At 52.7% G+C, this 14,869-nt stretch carries 16 protein-coding genes and 1 pseudogene; 13 read left to right on the top strand and 4 right to left on the bottom strand.

Translation table 11 applies throughout. The annotated features are described in order from the left end of the window. Positions 1 to 11: 11 nt before the first annotated feature. The 12 genes and pseudogenes from C7U56_RS03940 to C7U56_RS15560 all read left to right on the top strand — a co-directional run bounded on the left by C7U56_RS03940 (position 12) and on the right by C7U56_RS15560 (position 7,340). Positions 12 to 227 (top strand): holin, encoded by a 216-nt coding sequence (locus C7U56_RS03940; protein WP_233430175.1) that lies wholly within the window; start codon positions 12 to 14, stop codon positions 225 to 227. Further along, complete coding sequence (locus tag C7U56_RS03935) at positions 227 to 1,636, top strand: phage portal protein (protein WP_107000222.1); 1,410 nt, start codon at positions 227 to 229, stop codon at positions 1,634 to 1,636. Before C7U56_RS03940 ends, C7U56_RS03935 begins: the two co-directional genes overlap by 1 nt. Further along, positions 1,633 to 2,190: pseudogene (locus C7U56_RS15865) on the top strand (head maturation protease, ClpP-related); the annotation flags it as partial. The gene C7U56_RS03935 and the pseudogene C7U56_RS15865, both read left to right, overlap by 4 nt. 399 nt (positions 2,191 to 2,589) lie before the next feature. Then, a complete protein-coding gene (locus C7U56_RS03925) occupies positions 2,590 to 3,795 on the top strand; it encodes a phage major capsid protein (RefSeq protein ID WP_107000220.1) in 1,206 nt (401 codons plus the stop codon). Between the two features lie 26 nt (positions 3,796 to 3,821). Beyond that, positions 3,822 to 4,160: a head-tail connector protein gene (locus C7U56_RS03920; protein WP_107000219.1), complete on the top strand. Its 339-nt coding sequence runs from the start codon at positions 3,822 to 3,824 to the stop codon at positions 4,158 to 4,160. Next, positions 4,160 to 4,513 carry a phage head closure protein gene (locus C7U56_RS03915; RefSeq protein WP_107000218.1) on the top strand — a complete coding sequence of 118 codons (354 nt, stop codon included), beginning with the start codon at positions 4,160 to 4,162 and terminating at the stop codon, positions 4,511 to 4,513. The genes C7U56_RS03920 and C7U56_RS03915 overlap by 1 nt, the downstream gene beginning before the upstream one ends. Further along, positions 4,491 to 4,868, top strand: a complete 378-nt coding sequence (locus C7U56_RS03910) for an HK97 gp10 family phage protein (RefSeq protein ID WP_107000217.1) — start codon at positions 4,491 to 4,493, stop codon at positions 4,866 to 4,868. The genes C7U56_RS03915 and C7U56_RS03910 overlap by 23 nt, the downstream gene beginning before the upstream one ends. Positions 4,869 to 4,878: 10 nt before the next feature. Beyond that, complete coding sequence (locus C7U56_RS03905) at positions 4,879 to 5,196, top strand: hypothetical protein (RefSeq protein ID WP_107000216.1); 318 nt, start codon at positions 4,879 to 4,881, stop codon at positions 5,194 to 5,196. A gap of 31 nt (positions 5,197 to 5,227) precedes the next feature. After that, on the top strand, positions 5,228 to 5,842 hold the full coding sequence (locus tag C7U56_RS03900) for a major tail protein (protein WP_107000215.1): 615 nt from the start codon (positions 5,228 to 5,230) through the stop codon (positions 5,840 to 5,842). 62 nt (positions 5,843 to 5,904) lie between these two features. Then, on the top strand, positions 5,905 to 6,732 hold the full coding sequence (locus tag C7U56_RS03895) for an SPFH domain-containing protein (RefSeq protein ID WP_181357158.1): 828 nt from the start codon (positions 5,905 to 5,907) through the stop codon (positions 6,730 to 6,732). A gap of 66 nt (positions 6,733 to 6,798) precedes the next feature. Next, positions 6,799 to 7,179, top strand: a complete 381-nt coding sequence (locus tag C7U56_RS03890) for a hypothetical protein (protein ID WP_107000213.1) — start codon at positions 6,799 to 6,801, stop codon at positions 7,177 to 7,179. After that, entirely contained in the window at positions 7,176 to 7,340 is a 165-nt protein-coding gene (locus C7U56_RS15560; protein ID WP_173702803.1) for a hypothetical protein, read from the top strand. Before C7U56_RS03890 ends, C7U56_RS15560 begins: the two co-directional genes overlap by 4 nt. A gap of 124 nt (positions 7,341 to 7,464) precedes the next feature. On the opposite strand, the gene C7U56_RS03885 is transcribed toward C7U56_RS15560, so the two are convergent. Genes C7U56_RS03885 through C7U56_RS03870 form a run of 4 tightly spaced genes read right to left on the bottom strand, consistent with a single transcriptional unit; the run spans position 7,465 to position 8,869 of the window. After that, complete coding sequence (locus C7U56_RS03885) at positions 7,465 to 7,803, bottom strand: hypothetical protein (protein WP_107000212.1); 339 nt, start codon at positions 7,801 to 7,803, stop codon at positions 7,465 to 7,467. Between the two features lie 25 nt (positions 7,804 to 7,828). Then, the gene (locus C7U56_RS03880; protein WP_107000211.1) at positions 7,829 to 8,089 is read right to left on the bottom strand and encodes a hypothetical protein; all 261 of its coding nucleotides are present in this window, start codon (positions 8,087 to 8,089) and stop codon (positions 7,829 to 7,831) included. Further along, the gene (locus C7U56_RS03875; protein WP_107000210.1) at positions 8,070 to 8,651 is read right to left on the bottom strand and encodes a DUF3990 domain-containing protein; all 582 of its coding nucleotides are present in this window, start codon (positions 8,649 to 8,651) and stop codon (positions 8,070 to 8,072) included. The genes C7U56_RS03880 and C7U56_RS03875 overlap by 20 nt, the downstream gene beginning before the upstream one ends. Continuing rightward, a complete protein-coding gene (locus C7U56_RS03870) occupies positions 8,648 to 8,869 on the bottom strand; it encodes a DUF3791 domain-containing protein (protein ID WP_107000209.1) in 222 nt (73 codons plus the stop codon). Before C7U56_RS03870 ends, C7U56_RS03875 begins: the two co-directional genes overlap by 4 nt. Before the next feature lie 154 nt (positions 8,870 to 9,023). Between C7U56_RS03870 and C7U56_RS16175 the strand changes: the two genes are divergently transcribed. Continuing rightward, positions 9,024 to 14,867: a phage tail tape measure protein gene (locus C7U56_RS16175; protein ID WP_107000208.1), complete on the top strand. Its 5,844-nt coding sequence runs from the start codon at positions 9,024 to 9,026 to the stop codon at positions 14,865 to 14,867. Positions 14,868 to 14,869 lie beyond the last annotated feature (2 nt).

Genomic DNA, 14,869 nt, shown 5'->3' with positions numbered 1-14,869 from the left:
AGGAAAACACAATGAAGTATCTGATGAGTGCAGAATGGTGGAAGGCAGCCGGCATCCGTGCTGCAAAGACAATGTTCCAGACCGGCGCGGCCCTGGTTGTGACACAGATGCCCGGCGGCACGGTGGACTGGATGGCGGTCGGCAGTGCAGTGATCGTGGCAGGTGTTGCGTCCCTCGGTACCAGCCTTGCTGGTCTGCCGGAACTGGAAAAGGGGGATAAGGCTTAATGGGATTCTGGGAATGGATGGGGTTTGAGAATCCAAGGGATTCTCCCAAAACAGAACAACCAAAAGAAGGCCTGCCGAAGGTCACGGATAACGTCCGCGATTCCGGGCAGACCTTTGTATTTGGCCGTTCCAATGCCGGGGAGCAGGTGGATGAAAAAGCTGCCATGCAGATCCCGACTGTGTATGCCTGTGTCCGTCTGCTGGCAGAGTCCATTGCGGCACTGCCGCTGCATCTCTACCGGATGACAGACGATAATGGAAACAAGGAAAAGGCGCGGGATCATCCGCTGTATAAGATTCTGTATCGCCAGCCCAACCCGGAGATGACATCCTTTGTCTTTTGGGAAACGCTGATGACCCATCTGCTTCTCTGGGGCAACGCCTACGCACAGATCGTCCGGGATGGCAAGAACACGGTGCTGGGTCTGTATCCGCTTTTGCCGGAAAATGTCGAAGTTGACCGAGATGAAAGTGGCGAGCTCTACTATATCTACCACGCATACACGGATGAAGTTCCGGGAGAGCAGAACAAGGACATCTACTTCCGCCGGGACGAGATCTTTCATGTGCCGGGGCTTGGCTTTAATGGTCTGATCGGTTTCTCGCCAATCGCCATGATGAAGAACAGCCTCGGTACTTCCATTGCGGTAGATAAATACGGTTCCTCTTTCTTCAAGAACGGCGCACAGCCCAGTGGTGTGCTGGAGCATCCCGGCGTTGTGAAAGACCCGAACCGTATCCGTGATAGCTGGGAAGCGGCTTATGGCGGTGCAGCCAATGCCCATCGTGTGGCAGTGCTGGAAGAGGGTATGTCCTATAAACCAATCTCTCTTCCGCCAGAGGACAGCCAATTCCTCGAAACGAAGCAGTTTTCCGTGACGGAGATCTGCCGCATCTTCCGTGTGCCTCCGCATCTGGTAGCCGATTTGTCCAGGGCGACCTTCTCCAACATTGAATACCAGTCACTGAATTTCGTGATGCACTCCCTGACCCCGTGGCTTGTCCGCATCGAGCAGGGCATCATCAAGGATCTGCTGCTGGAGGAGGAGCAGGATACCTACTTTCCAAAATTCAATGTGGACGGTCTGCTCCGTGGCGATTACCAGAGCCGGATGAACGGTTATGCGACCGGCATCAGCAACGGCTTCCTCTCTCCGAATGATGTGCATCGTCTGGAGAACATGGATCTCATCCCGGCAGAGGAGGGTGGTGACGACTACTACCTGAACGGCGGCTATGTGAAGCTGAAAGATGCAGGAGTGGCACAGCAGAATAAAGCTGCCGCAGTCCAGCAGAATCAGCCCAAACTGACACAGCCAGAGGAACAAGATCCGGAAGAAGAACCTGACAGCGAAAATCGGCTGAGTGAGAGTAAGCCACGAAAGAATGAAAGAAGGAGAACCCGATGAAGAAATTCTGGAACTGGATCAAAAACAGTGACGACACCAGAATCCTCCGGCTGGAAGGTCCCATCGATGAGGAATCATTCTGGGGTGATGAGATCACGCCGCAGATGTTTCGGGATGAGCTGGAATCCGGCGAGGGGGATGTGACCGTCTGGATCAACAGTCCGGGCGGAAATGTGTTCGCCGCTGCCGAGATCTATACCATGCTTAAGGACTACAAGGGCAGCATCACGGTCAAGATCGATGCAATTGCGGCATCTGCTGCATCTGTTGTGGCAATGGCCGGTGATACTGTTCAGATGAGTCCTGTTGCCATGCTGATGATCCATGACCCCAGCACGGTTGCGATGGGCAACACCAAGGACATGGAGAAAGCCATTGAGGTGCTGACCGAAGTCAAGGAGAGCATCATCAATGCCTATGCTGCAAAGAGCGGACTCAGCCACGCTCGTATTGCCAACCTCATGAGCAATGAGACCTGGATGAATGCGAAGAAGGCTGTGGAGCTGGGCTTCGCAGACGAGATCCTCTTTGCAAAGAAAGAGGAGGAGCCGGACAGTGACCCGGCAGACCCGGAGAATCCGGAAGAAGACCCTGACAGTGAACCGGGCGAGGGCGAAGAAAAGAAGCCGTTCCAGAAGGATACGGCAGGGCACCTTTTCTCCAGCCGTCAGATGGATCTAATCGTCCTGAACCGTCTGGGGGTGAAGCCGGAAGACGTAGGTCAGAAGCACACTGAGTCGAAGGAGCCGCCTGCTGACCCGAAACCGTCCGCAGAGCCGACACCTCCGGCCGAACCACCTGCCAATTCCGGCCCTGTCCTTGATCTGGACGGCAAGACCGAGGATGGCAGCATCCCCTACAATATCCTGATGAAACAGCTTGAGTGCATGAAGTGATGTGCATTCAGGCTGTTTTTCATATCATCACAAATCAATCTATGGAGGACAAACACTATGAGTAAGATTCTGGAACTGCGCACCAAGCGCAACACTCTCTGGGAGCAGACCAAGGACTTTCTGGAGAAGAACCGCGGCGAGAACGGTCTGGTAAAGACTGAGGCCGTGGAGCAGTACAACAAGATGGCACAGGAGGTCAAGGACCTGGGTGCAGAGATCGAGCGTCTGGAGCAGCAGGCACAGATCGAGGCACAGCTGTCCGCACCGACTTCCAGTCCTGTCCATGCTGACCCGAAGAACGGTGCCAAGAAGGATGTCAAGCCGACTGCCACTGCCGAGTATGCCGAGAACTTCTGGAACATGATCCGCAACCGTGGTCATTACGGCGAGGTCCGCAATGCCCTGTCTGTGGGTGAGGATACCGAGGGTGGTTTTACCGTTCCCGATGAGTTCGAGAAGAAGCTGGTGGAGGCACTGGAGGAGAACAACATCTTCCGTGGCCTGGCGACTGTCATCCGCACCAGCTCCGGAACCCGCAAGATCCCTATCGCTGAGGATACCGGCGAGGCAAGCTGGATCGATGAGGGTGAGGAGATCCCGGAGAGCGATACCACCTTTGGCCAGACCATGCTGTCTGCGTACAAGCTGGGCACTATGATCAAGATCTCCAACGAGCTGCTGAATGACTCTGCTTTTGACCTCGCCACCTATATTGCCCGCCGTTTCGGTGTGCGTATGGGCAACGCAGAGGAGCGTGCCTTTATCACTGGTGACGGTGTGGGCAAGCCTCTGGGTCTGCTGGCTGAGACCGGCGGTGCCAAGGTCGGTGTGACCGCTGCCCAGAAGGATGCTGTGTCCTTTGATGAGATCTTCAAGCTCTACTATGCACTGAAGGCTCCTTACCGCAAGAAGGCACAGTTCCTCTGCAACGAAGCCCTGGTGCTGCAGCTGATGACCATCAAGGACAACAACGGCAACTATATCTGGAAGCCGGGTCTGGAGATCGGCAAGCCGGATACCCTGCTGAACCGTCCGCTGAAGACTTCTGCTTTCATGCCGGAGATCAAGGGTGGCAGCAAGGTCATGGCCTTTGGCGATTACAGCTACTACTGGGTGGCTGACCGCCAGAACCGCACCTTCCGCCGTCTGAACGAGCTGTATGCCCGTACTGATCAGGTCGGTTTCCTGACCACCCAGCGTGTGGATGGCAAGCTGATCCTGCCCGAAGCAGTACAGCTCCTGCAGATGGCACCGCAGGGCTAAGAAAGCCAGGAAAGGAGGAGCCGGTCATGGCACTGATCCCGCTTTACGAAGCAAAAACCTACCTCCGGGTAGATAGCAGTGATGAAGATGCCCTGATCGGCATCCTCTTATCTTCTGCGGAGCAGATGTGCAAGGATGTGGGACGGCTCTCGGAAGACCAGTGGGAGGCGGTCAATGCCGCTGACCGGGATGCCGAGAACGGAGTACAGCCCACAAGGGAACTGGAAGCCCTGCGAAGCACCTGCCGTGTGGCGATTCTGTATGCACTGGGGTATCTCTATGAGCACCGGGACGAAGCTGACCATCACCAACTGATGCTGACGCTTCGTTCCATTCTGTTTGCTGTGAGGGAGGGGGTGTTCTGATGATCGAGAAACTGAATGAGCGAATCACGATCGAGAAATGCACGGTCGTGACCGATAAGATCGGAAACCATCGGAACACATGGGAGGAATATTTCACCTGTTTTGCCTACGCTTCAACCTATCAGGCGCAGGAAGAAGAGGATGAGGTCACAGCCGAACAGAAGAGCGTGGTGTTTATGGTTCGCTGGTGCAGTGAGACGAGAGGTCTGACTTCCACTGGTTACCGTATCCGCTTCCGGGAGCAGCTCTACAATATCGAATCCGTTGACCCGATGAACTATCAGAAGAAGATCCTGAAGATTCATTGCAGACTGGAGAGGAGGCAGCCGGATGAGCAGAACCGTCAGCATTGATGAGATGGCTGACGCCATCAACGAAGGCTTAAAAGAATATGCAACGCTTGCTTCCTCGCAGGTGAAGAGTGCTGTCCGTAAGTCTGCCAAAACGGTCAAAGACCAGATCTCGGCCAATGCACCGTCTAGAACGGGCGCATACAAAGGAAGCTGGGTGGCGACCAAACAGTCCGAATCCAGCCAGAGCCTTCAGATGGTGGTACATTCCAAGAACCGCTACCAGCTGGCACATCTGCTGGAAAAAGGTCATGCCAAGCGCGGCGGCGGCCGGGTGGCAGGAAGACCCCATATCGCTCCGGCAGAGCAGGCCGGCATCGAGCAGCTCCAGTCTCTCATCGAAAAGGCACTAAAGTAAGGAGGAACCAATGACCCACGAAGAAGTAAAAGCTCTGGTGGAGGAGATGGGGCTTCCTTATGCGTATGACCATTTCGCAGAAGGGGAGAGCCCTGATCCACCATTTATCTGCTTCCTGTATCCGAAAGCCGAGAATTTCGGTGCGGACAACCTTGTGTACCACCATTTCAACCGGCTGGACATTGAGGTGTATACCGATTACAAAGACCCGGATATGGAAGCAAGCATTGAAGAGGTCCTGACCGCACACGAACTTTACTATGAGAAAAGCGAGGTCTGGATTGAAACCGAAAAGATGTATGAAGTCCTGTATGAGCTGACCATATAAGCCGGCCGCAGGGCGATAGGAGGAATAATCTATGTCGAAGCAAAGCAATAAGGTCAAATTTGGCCTGAAAAACTGCCATTATGCAAAGGCAACCTTTGACGAAGATGGCAGTGTCACTTACGCAAAGCCGGTCCGCATCCCCGGTGCAGTCAGTCTTTCTATGGATGCCAATGGCGAGATCGAGCCGTTCTATGCGGACAATATTGCCTACTATGTCGTGAATAACAACTCCGGCTACGAGGGTGATCTGGAGATCGCGCTGATCCCGGAGAGCTTCCTCACGGACATCATGCACGAGGAACTGGATGGCAACGGTGTGCTTGCGGAGAACGCCAATGTGGAACTGGAGCATTTCGCATTCCTGTTCGAGTTTGATGGCGACCAGCGCCACATCCGTCATGTGCTGTACAACTGTGTGGCAAGCCGCCCGTCCATCGAGGGTGAGACCAATGAGGACAGCAAGGAAGTCAAGACAGACACCCTGAACCTGCAGGCAACCCCTCTGGCAAACGGTTATGTCAAGGCAAAGACCGGCACCAACACCACCGATGATGTTTATAACAAGTGGTACGATGCGGTCTACGAGCCGCAGGCAGAAGCTGTGGACACCGAAGACACCAGTCACACCGAGGAGCCGCAGGGCTAAGTGACCGACACACACCGCAGGGCTTCGGCTCTGCTTACATTATTATAAAGAGGTATATGACTATGAAGAAGATTTTTCCTTTGTTCGCAGTGATCATCGTTCTGGTACTGGCTGTCTGCTCGTTCCACATCATCCCCACCGGATACACGGGCGTGAAGACCAGCTTCGGTCAGATCCAGGAAACCACCATCCAGAGCGGTAAGCTCAACTTCTGCATCCCCTTTGTGCAGAGCATTCACAAGGTCAACAACAAGCAGCAGGATAAGCACATCGAAGCGCAGGTCTGGGGCGAAGCCTCTGACAAGACCCCTGTGTATGCTGCTGATGTCATCGTGACCTATCAGGTGCTTCCTGAGAAGAGTGCATGGCTGTATGCGAATGTGTCCGACATCAAGAATCTGGTCGGTGACGAGCTGGTGGCATCGGCAATCAAGTCTGCAATGGCTGAACTTGGCCCCAATGAGGTAACCAACCGCACCAAGATCGAGCCTCTGGCACAGCAGAAGCTGGCAGAGTCCCTTGTGCAGAAATATGGTGAGGACGTTGTGTTCGTAAACAAGGTCGTCATCAACGACATGAATTTCGAGGATGCCTATAACGAAGCCATCCAGCAGAAGTCCATTGCACAGCAGAACGCGGATAAGCAGAAGATTGAGAATGAAGCTGCCATTGCCAAGGCAGAAGCGGATAAGCAGGTGGCAATCACCAATGCAGAGGCGGAAGCTCAGAAGACTTCTATTGCCGCAGACGCACAGGCAGAGGCAAACCGCAAACTGGCAGAAAGCCTGTCCGATACGCTGATCGATTACCAGAAGGTTCAGAAATGGGATGGAAAGCTGCCTACTGTGAGCGGCGGTAATGCACTGGTCAGCATTGACCCGGCAGAGTAAGAAACACGATATACGGCAGGGCTTCGGCTCTGCCAATTTTACATGAAATTTTGGAGGATTACGATTATGGCAGTTACAAAGAAAATCGAGATCGATGGCAAGGAAGTTACCTTTAAGGCAAGTGCCGCTGTACCCCGCCTGTACCGCATCAAGTTTGGCCGTGACATTTACAAAGACCTGCGCCAGCTGGAAAAGAGCGTGGGAGAGAATGATGAGGATAATTCCAACCTCGACCTGTTCAGTCTGGAGATGTTTGAGGATCTGGCGTGGCTGATGGCCCGTCATGCAGACCCGGCCAATGTGCCGGACAGCCCAGAGGAGTTCCTGGACCAGTTCAACACCTTCTCCATTTATCAGATCCTGCCCCAGCTGATCGAACTGTGGGGCCTCAACGTGCAGACGGAGGTGGAATCCAGAAAAAACCTCGCAAAAGTGAGCGGGAAATGACCACCCCGCTCTTTCTGCTGCGCTGTGTACAGCTCGGTATCAGCATCGCCGATCTCGATCTGCTGACAATCGGGTTGGTCAATGATATGTTCACAGAGCGGCAGAACGACGACTATCCGTACAAAGAGCTGGCTTCTCAACACGATATGGATGTCTTTTAATGACAGATTCTGAAAGAAAAACAGACGACCGTGCTTATATTGTGAACAAAATAAGCACAATCGTCTGGTGGTAAGGCATAAAAATCCCACTCAGCCATGTGACTGGGTGGGATATATGTTGTCACTATTCGATTTCCACGTCTTCAAAACCGACAAGGTCAGCTTCAGTGATGCCAAGGCGACGAAGCATTTCCTCTTCAGAGATTAAGTAAGATTCAGTCTGCTTTAGAGAGGTGTTTGTTTGCATGGTATCTTCAAAGATGTTGCGGAGATAATCGGGTCCCTCCATCCAGAGTCCGGTGGAATAGTCAAATAGCATTTTGTATGCGGGAGAGGTTACAAAGCGAAAAAATATGTCGTTGAAGGAAACACCGGTATCATTACAGTAGTCTGTGAGCATAGTACGCATAACGAGTACGGCGCACATTTCGCGTTGTGAATCATCGATGACAACCTCGTTCATAAAACCACCTCCTAGTAATTATCTTTTATGCAGTCTTTTTGGAAGTGCAGTAGTCATAAAGACTCAGCAGATAATCAGAGCCTTCTTTCCAAATCTCTGTGTCAAAATCAAAGAGGGCTTCATACGCACGAGAACTTGTGAAACGAAGAAGAGCTTCCTCGTAAGAAATTTTTTCTCGTGCTGCAAGGGTTTCTACAGCTTCGCGCATTGCAATTACTGCGCAGCATTCCTTTTGAGAATCTGTAGATTTATAGTTTATAGCATTATCACAATTTGATGTCGCCATAGCGGTCACTCCTTACAAATTCAAGATGCTCGACGGCATCCTGAGTTCTGAAACAAAATTGATCCTTGAGACGGTTTGGTAAAAGTTTTTCAATCGTTTCTTTGTCTGCTTTTGGAGTCCCAGGCTCGCCAGCACCTTCACCGCTGATATAAATCTGAAGGGTACGGGCTGTCTGATCGTCGGCAATCTTTCCACCGATGATATCAATTACGCTGTATTTTTTCAGAAGCTGAGGAAAGAGGTCTTTCTTTCGATTGGCCGCTACAAAATGCAGCCATTCGATACTGGGTTCTTGAAAAAAGTAAGCGAGAATGTTTGGGTCATAGTGAAATTTGTAGACGGATATTTGTCCATCAGCTGGATCAAAGTTTTTTGGAACAGCACCGATGTGTTTTGCTTTGCGAACAGAAAGCTGGACATAGTTATATGCTTGTTCATAAGATGAGGTTAAGTAGAAACCACGACCAAAATCGAGACCACCCATACAGCGGTTTAAGTCGATGTCAGGAATACTGACATAACTTCCGTGGTAGAGCAGCATTCCATCTTCAAGTCCTATCATACGGTAACACCTCGATTCTTGAGCAGGGTTTCAACATCATGCAAAGCACATTCGTAGCTATTCAAATGAAGAATGTCATAGCAGTCAGCGATAAATCCGAGAATGTCGTATTTCTTAAACAGTTCTGCGCAGTCGCTGGGAGACATTTTCCATTTGGATTGAGCCATCCGAAAGACCCAGCACTGCATATCGGCAATGTCAATATTATATCCACTCATAGAGCATACCTCCTTTGAGTATAATTTCTCAATTTAAGTATAGCTCTTTTTCTGTCGCTTAGCAACGGCAGAATTGTAAATTTCAGATTATTTTCTGCCCGTCTGCCCTGTGCAGATGGGCTTTTTTCATGCCTGCGAGGAGGTGGTTACGCAAATGGCATCCAGAATCCAGGGCATCACCGTTGAGATCGGCGGCGATACCACGAAGCTCTCCAAAGCACTGGAAAGTGTAAACAAGTCAATCAAGGGGACGCAGTCCGGACTGAAGGATGTCAACAAACTCCTGAAACTGGACCCCTCCAATACAGAACTGGTCGTCCAGAAGCAGAAGATGCTGAAGGATGCCATTGAAGCTACCAAGGAAAAACTGGCAACTCTGAAGACTGCCGCACAGCAGGCCAATGAGCAGCTTGCCAACGGTGAGATCACCCAGCAGCAGTACGATGCCCTCCAGCGTGAGATCGTGGAGACCGAACAGAATCTGCGATCCTTACAGGACCAGGCGGCGACCACGAATGCGACTCTTGCCAGGATCGATGAAGCCGGAGAAAAGCTCCAGAACATCGGATCTTCTGTGGAGAATGTCGGCAAGAAGTTCCTGCCTGTGACCGCAGCGGTAACGGGTCTTGGCACTGCCGCAGTGAAGACCGCAGCTGATTTCGATTCTGAAATGAGTAAGGTCTCTGCCATTTCCGGTGCGACAGGGGATGATTTCGACCAGCTCCGTGCGAAAGCCCGTGAAATGGGTGCGAAGACCAAGTTCTCTGCATCCGAGGCAGCTTCGGCGATGGAATACATGGCCATGGCCGGATGGAAAACGGGGGATATGCTGAACGGCATCGAGGGTATCATGAACCTCGCGGCGGCGTCCGGTGAAGACCTCGCCACGACCTCGGATATTGTCACGGATGCCCTCACAGCTTTTGGTTTGTCTGCGGCAGATTCCGGGCATTTTGCAGATATCCTTGCAGCTGCTTCTTCCAATGCGAACACCAATGTCAGCATGATGGGCGAGACGTTCAAGTACTGTGCGCCTATCGCCGGTGCGCTTGGGTTCTCGGCAGAGGATACCGCAGAAGCCATCGGTCTGATGGCAAACAGTGGTATCAAGGCTTCACAGGCTGGTACTTCCCTTCGTACCATCATGAACAACCTTTCCGGTGAAGTGACCTTTGTTGGCAAAAACATCGGTGAGGTCACGATTGCCACCAGCAACGCAGATGGCAGCATGAGAAGCCTGAACGACATCCTTGCGGACTGCCGTGTGGCATTCTCCGGGCTGTCGGAATCTGAGAAGGCCGCCAACGCAGAGGCACTGGTCGGCAAGAATGCGATGTCCGGCTTCCTTGCCCTGATGAATTCCAGCGAGACGGATATCAACAAACTGTGTGGTGCTATTGAAAACTGCGATGGTGCATCCGAGAGCATGGCAGAGATCATGCAGGACAATTTAAATGGTCAGCTCACCATTCTGAAATCTCAGTTGGAAGAGCTGGCCATTTCTTTTGGTGATATCCTGATGCCGACCATCCGTAAGATCGTATCTGCCGTGCAGCAGTTCGTGGACAAGCTGAACAGCATGGATGAAAGTACCAGGGAAACAATCATCAAGATCGGACTACTGGCAGCATCCATTGGTCCGCTGCTCATTGTGCTGGGCAAGACCATATCGACCGTCGGCACAGCGATGCGGGGGTTCAGTTCTCTTGCAAAGGGTGTCCGGCTTCTCATCACCCATGTGGGCAGTGCCAGCGGTGTGTTCAGCAAGCTGGGTGTGGTTCTGGGTGGCCTGTCCGGACCGGTCGTAGCAGTGGTGGCGGTCATCGGTACGCTGGTGGCGGCGTTTATGAACCTCTGGAATACAAATGAAGAGTTCCGCTCGGCTATTACCGGCATCTGGAACGATATTGTGTCCAAGGTGAAAGGCTTCTGTGACCAGCTGACCCAACGCATCAATGGTCTGGGCTTTGATTTTAAGGATGTCACTGAGGTGCTGAAAGCAGTCTGGGATGGCTTCTGTCAGGTGCTTGCACCGCTGTTTGAGGGAGCATTCCAGAATATTTCGACTATCCTCGGTGTCGTTCTGGATACCTTACTGGGGCTGTTCGATGTCTTTTCCAATGTGTTCTCTGGCAACTGGAGCGGAGCGTGGGAGGCAGCAAAGGGAATCTTCTCCGGCATCTGGGAGGGCATCAAGTCCATCTTCTCCACGACATTGAATGCCTTAAAGAGTGCGCTGGATGTGTTCCTCGGTTTGTTCGGTACGGACTGGCAGACCGTCTGGGGCAGTATCAAGAGCTTCTTTGAGACCGTGTGGAGCGGAATCAGCAGCTTCTTCTCCAACACGGTTTCTGCCATCCAGACAGTGGCAACGACTGTGTTTACGGCGGTCTCCGGATTCTTTACGACTGTCCTGACTACGATCCAGACGACCTTCAGCACCATCTGGACTGCCATTTCCACAGCAGTTTCTTCTGTGCTGAATACGATCCATACCACGGTGACAACTGTGTGGACGGCGATCTCTACCGCGATTACCACGGTAATGAACACCATCAGCACGACGATCACTTCGGTGTGGAACGGCATCTACAACACCATCAAGCCCTTGCTGGATGCGTTCCAGTATCTGTTTGAAACTATCTGGCAGGCGATCCAAATCCTGATCGGTACAGCACTGACCGCGATCCAGACGAAGATCACTTCTATCTGGAATGCCATCGTCGCCTTTATCACACCGATCCTGAATACACTGCAAACCACTTTCAGCACAGTATGGACAGCAATCCAGACCGCTGTTTCGACGGTGCTGACAGCAATTCAGACTGCCGTGACGACGGTATGGAATGCCATTGTGTCGTTCCTGTCTCCGCTGCTGACTGGCATCCAGACCCGGATGAGCACGGCATGGAATGCAATCAAGACGGTCATTTCGACTGTCCTTTCTGCGATCCAGTCCACGGTTTTGTCCATCTGGACTGTCATCAGCAGCAAGATTAGCAGCGTGGTGAGCGGTATCAAGTCCGTGATTTCTTCCGGCTGGAATGCCATGAAGTCTACGGTTTCGTCCCTCAGTAACAGCATCAAGAGTGCGGCGACCACAGCCTTTAACTCGATGAAATCCGGGATTTCTTCCACGATCTCCGGTATTAAGTCCACCATCACGAATGACTTTAACAGTGCGGTCTCCTTTATTAAGGGTCTGGCTGGACAGGCATTTTCGTGGGGCTCTGACATGATCGGCAACATTGTGTCCGGTATCCAGTCGAGGATTCAGGATGTGGCAAGTGCTGTATCGGGAGTGGCAGACCGTATCCGTTCCTTCCTGCACTTCTCTGTGCCGGATGAAGGACCTCTGGCAGATATGGAAAGATGGATGCCGGACTTCATGCAGGGTCTGGCAAACGGTATCACGACCAACACCAGCCTTGTGACTGCGGCGGCGGAGAACCTGTCCACCACGCTGTCTACCTCCATCACCAACTCCATGAGGGGTGTGGAGCAGGCATACAGTAAGAGCTGGGCAGCCATCAGCCAGACGGTGAAAACCGGAACGGCATGTGTGAGTGCTGCGATGAGATCCGCATGGAGTTCCATTACGACCAGTACCGCCAGCACATGGAATACCATCAAGTCCAGTATCCAGAACAGTTTCTCGGCGGTGAAATCCAATGTGACCTCTGCGACAGCAACAGTGAAAACGTCCATGACCAGTGCATGGAATGCGGTGAAGTCGCTGACAACGACCAGCTGGAACGGAATTAAAACGGTCATTACCACAGCGTGGAACGGGATTAAATCCCTTACCACCTCTGCGACCGCTTCTGTAAAAACGTCCATGACCAGCGCATGGAATGCGGTGAAAAACCTGACGAATACCAGCTGGAATGGTATCAAAACAGTCATCACGACTGCATGGAACAGCATTAAGAGTCTTACAACTTCCTCTGTATCCGCAGTTCGCAGTACGGTCACAAGCGGCTGGAACACACTGAAATCTACCACGACCGCTGCCTTCAACAGCATCAAGTCCACGGTGTCTTCGGCAATGTCCAGCCTGCGCACCACGGTTTCTTCCGGTGTTGCAAGTATCAGGAGCAGCTTTAACTCGCTCGGTTCGATTGCTTCTTCGGCATACCGCTGGGGTGCAGATATCTGTTCCCAGATGGCGTCAGGTGTCCGTGCAGCAGCCGGTTCCGTGATCGCAGCGGCAGAAAATGTCGCAAGAAGAGTCCGGAGTCTGCTGCATTTCTCCGTGCCAGATGAAGGACCTCTGTCCGATGCAGATACCTATATGCCGGACTTCATGAAGCTGCTGGCGACCGGCATTAAGAAAAATGTCAAGTCGGTGGTGAAAGCCGTGCAGGGACTTGCCGGGTCTATGAGCAACAACCTCACGACCCCGGTAGATTCTCTGGGCGACTGGATGGATTCCGTGGTCGGCAGTTTTGCTACCACGATCAAGAGAAGCCAGAGCGGTATCGGCAGTGCTGCAAAGGATGTGGGAAGCGGTATCCAGTCCCAGCTGATGTCCGGGCTTTCCGGGCTGAAAACACAGTTCCAGCAACTCTGGACAGACCTGCAGGGCATCACCAAAACTGCAGTCGGCAGTATGAGCGATGAAGTGAAGCTTGGCTTTACGGATATGAAGAATTCCATTGGAGAGCTGAGTTCTCAGACCAGTTCCCTTGGAAATGCGATCCGCAGCCTTGGCGATACCTTCAACTCGGATTTTCTAAAGAGCCTGGGCAGTGGCATCAGCAAGGTCGGTGACACGGTCAATACGGTCACCGGTCTTGTGGACAAGCTCGGATCCATGAAGAACACCATCGGAAACCTTGGTAATACCATGCAGAACCTCGGTAATGTCCTCGGTACAGAGAACGGTGGTGGCCTGCTGTCGAATATCGGCAGTTTCCTGTCAAAGATTGGTAATGCTGATGGCGCACAGATCGTGTCGAAGTTTGGCAACCTGATCTCTGGGCTGACCTCTAAAATGGGCGGTCTGGGAGAGGGAATCTCCGGCATCATCTCGAAGCTGGGAAGCCTTGGCTCCAGCGGTGGGGGAATCCTGTCGAATCTGGGCGGGCTGCTTTCCGGTGTAGTGTCGAAGATCGGCGGCTTAGGCGGCAGTCTTTCCGGTATCGTATCGTCTATCGGTTCTTCGCTGGGCGGTATTGCCGGGACAGTCGGCACAACGCTTTCCGGTCTGCTCGGATCTGTGGGTACGACCGTATCCGGTCTGGCCGCTGGCGCGGGTACAGCCCTTGCAGGCGTAGCAAGCTCCGCAGGTGGGTTCCTCGCATCCGCAGGTACAGCACTTGCCGGCTTGGCGGGTCCTGCAGGTATCGCAGTGGCAGCAGTTGGTGGCATCGGTCTTGGACTGACGAGCCTCTGGAAAAACTGCGATGGCTTCCGGGAAGGTGTCACAAATATCTGGAACAAGGTTACGTCGGTATTCTCGAATGGAGTAAACGCCATCAAGAACGGTATTTCTAATGCGGCTTCTGCTATTGGCAATGTGGCATCGTCCATCTGGGGCGGTATCAAGAAAGGCGTGAGCTGGGTCGGCAATGCGGTCAAGAGTGTGGCAAATGGCATCCGCTCGTTTTTGCACTTCTCTGTGCCGGATGAAGGACCGCTGGCAGATGCCGACACCTATATGCCCGACTTCATGAAGCTGCTTTCCGGTGGCATCAAGAAAGGCGAAGGCGGACTGATCAGCCAGATCAGGTCGATGGCAGCAAAGGTACAGCAGGGTATGGAGGGCATCAGCTCCTTCAGTCTGCCGGAACTGACCTTGCCACATTTCGATGGCTCCGGTTGGAACTTCCCGCAGGCGGCTCTGGCCGGAGGTGGCACCACCCGGACGACCAACCTTGGCGGTGTGTATATCACAGTCAACGGTTATAATGCCCGGAACGACGATGAACTCGCACAGACCGTTGCCGATAAGATCAACGGCATGATCCATGAGGATGATTCGGTCTTCAAGTAAAG

Source organism: Clostridium fessum, from assembly GCF_003024715.1.
Lineage (GTDB): Bacteria > Bacillota > Clostridia > Lachnospirales > Lachnospiraceae > Otoolea > Otoolea fessa.
This window is presented reverse-complemented; position numbering and strand designations above follow the sequence as displayed.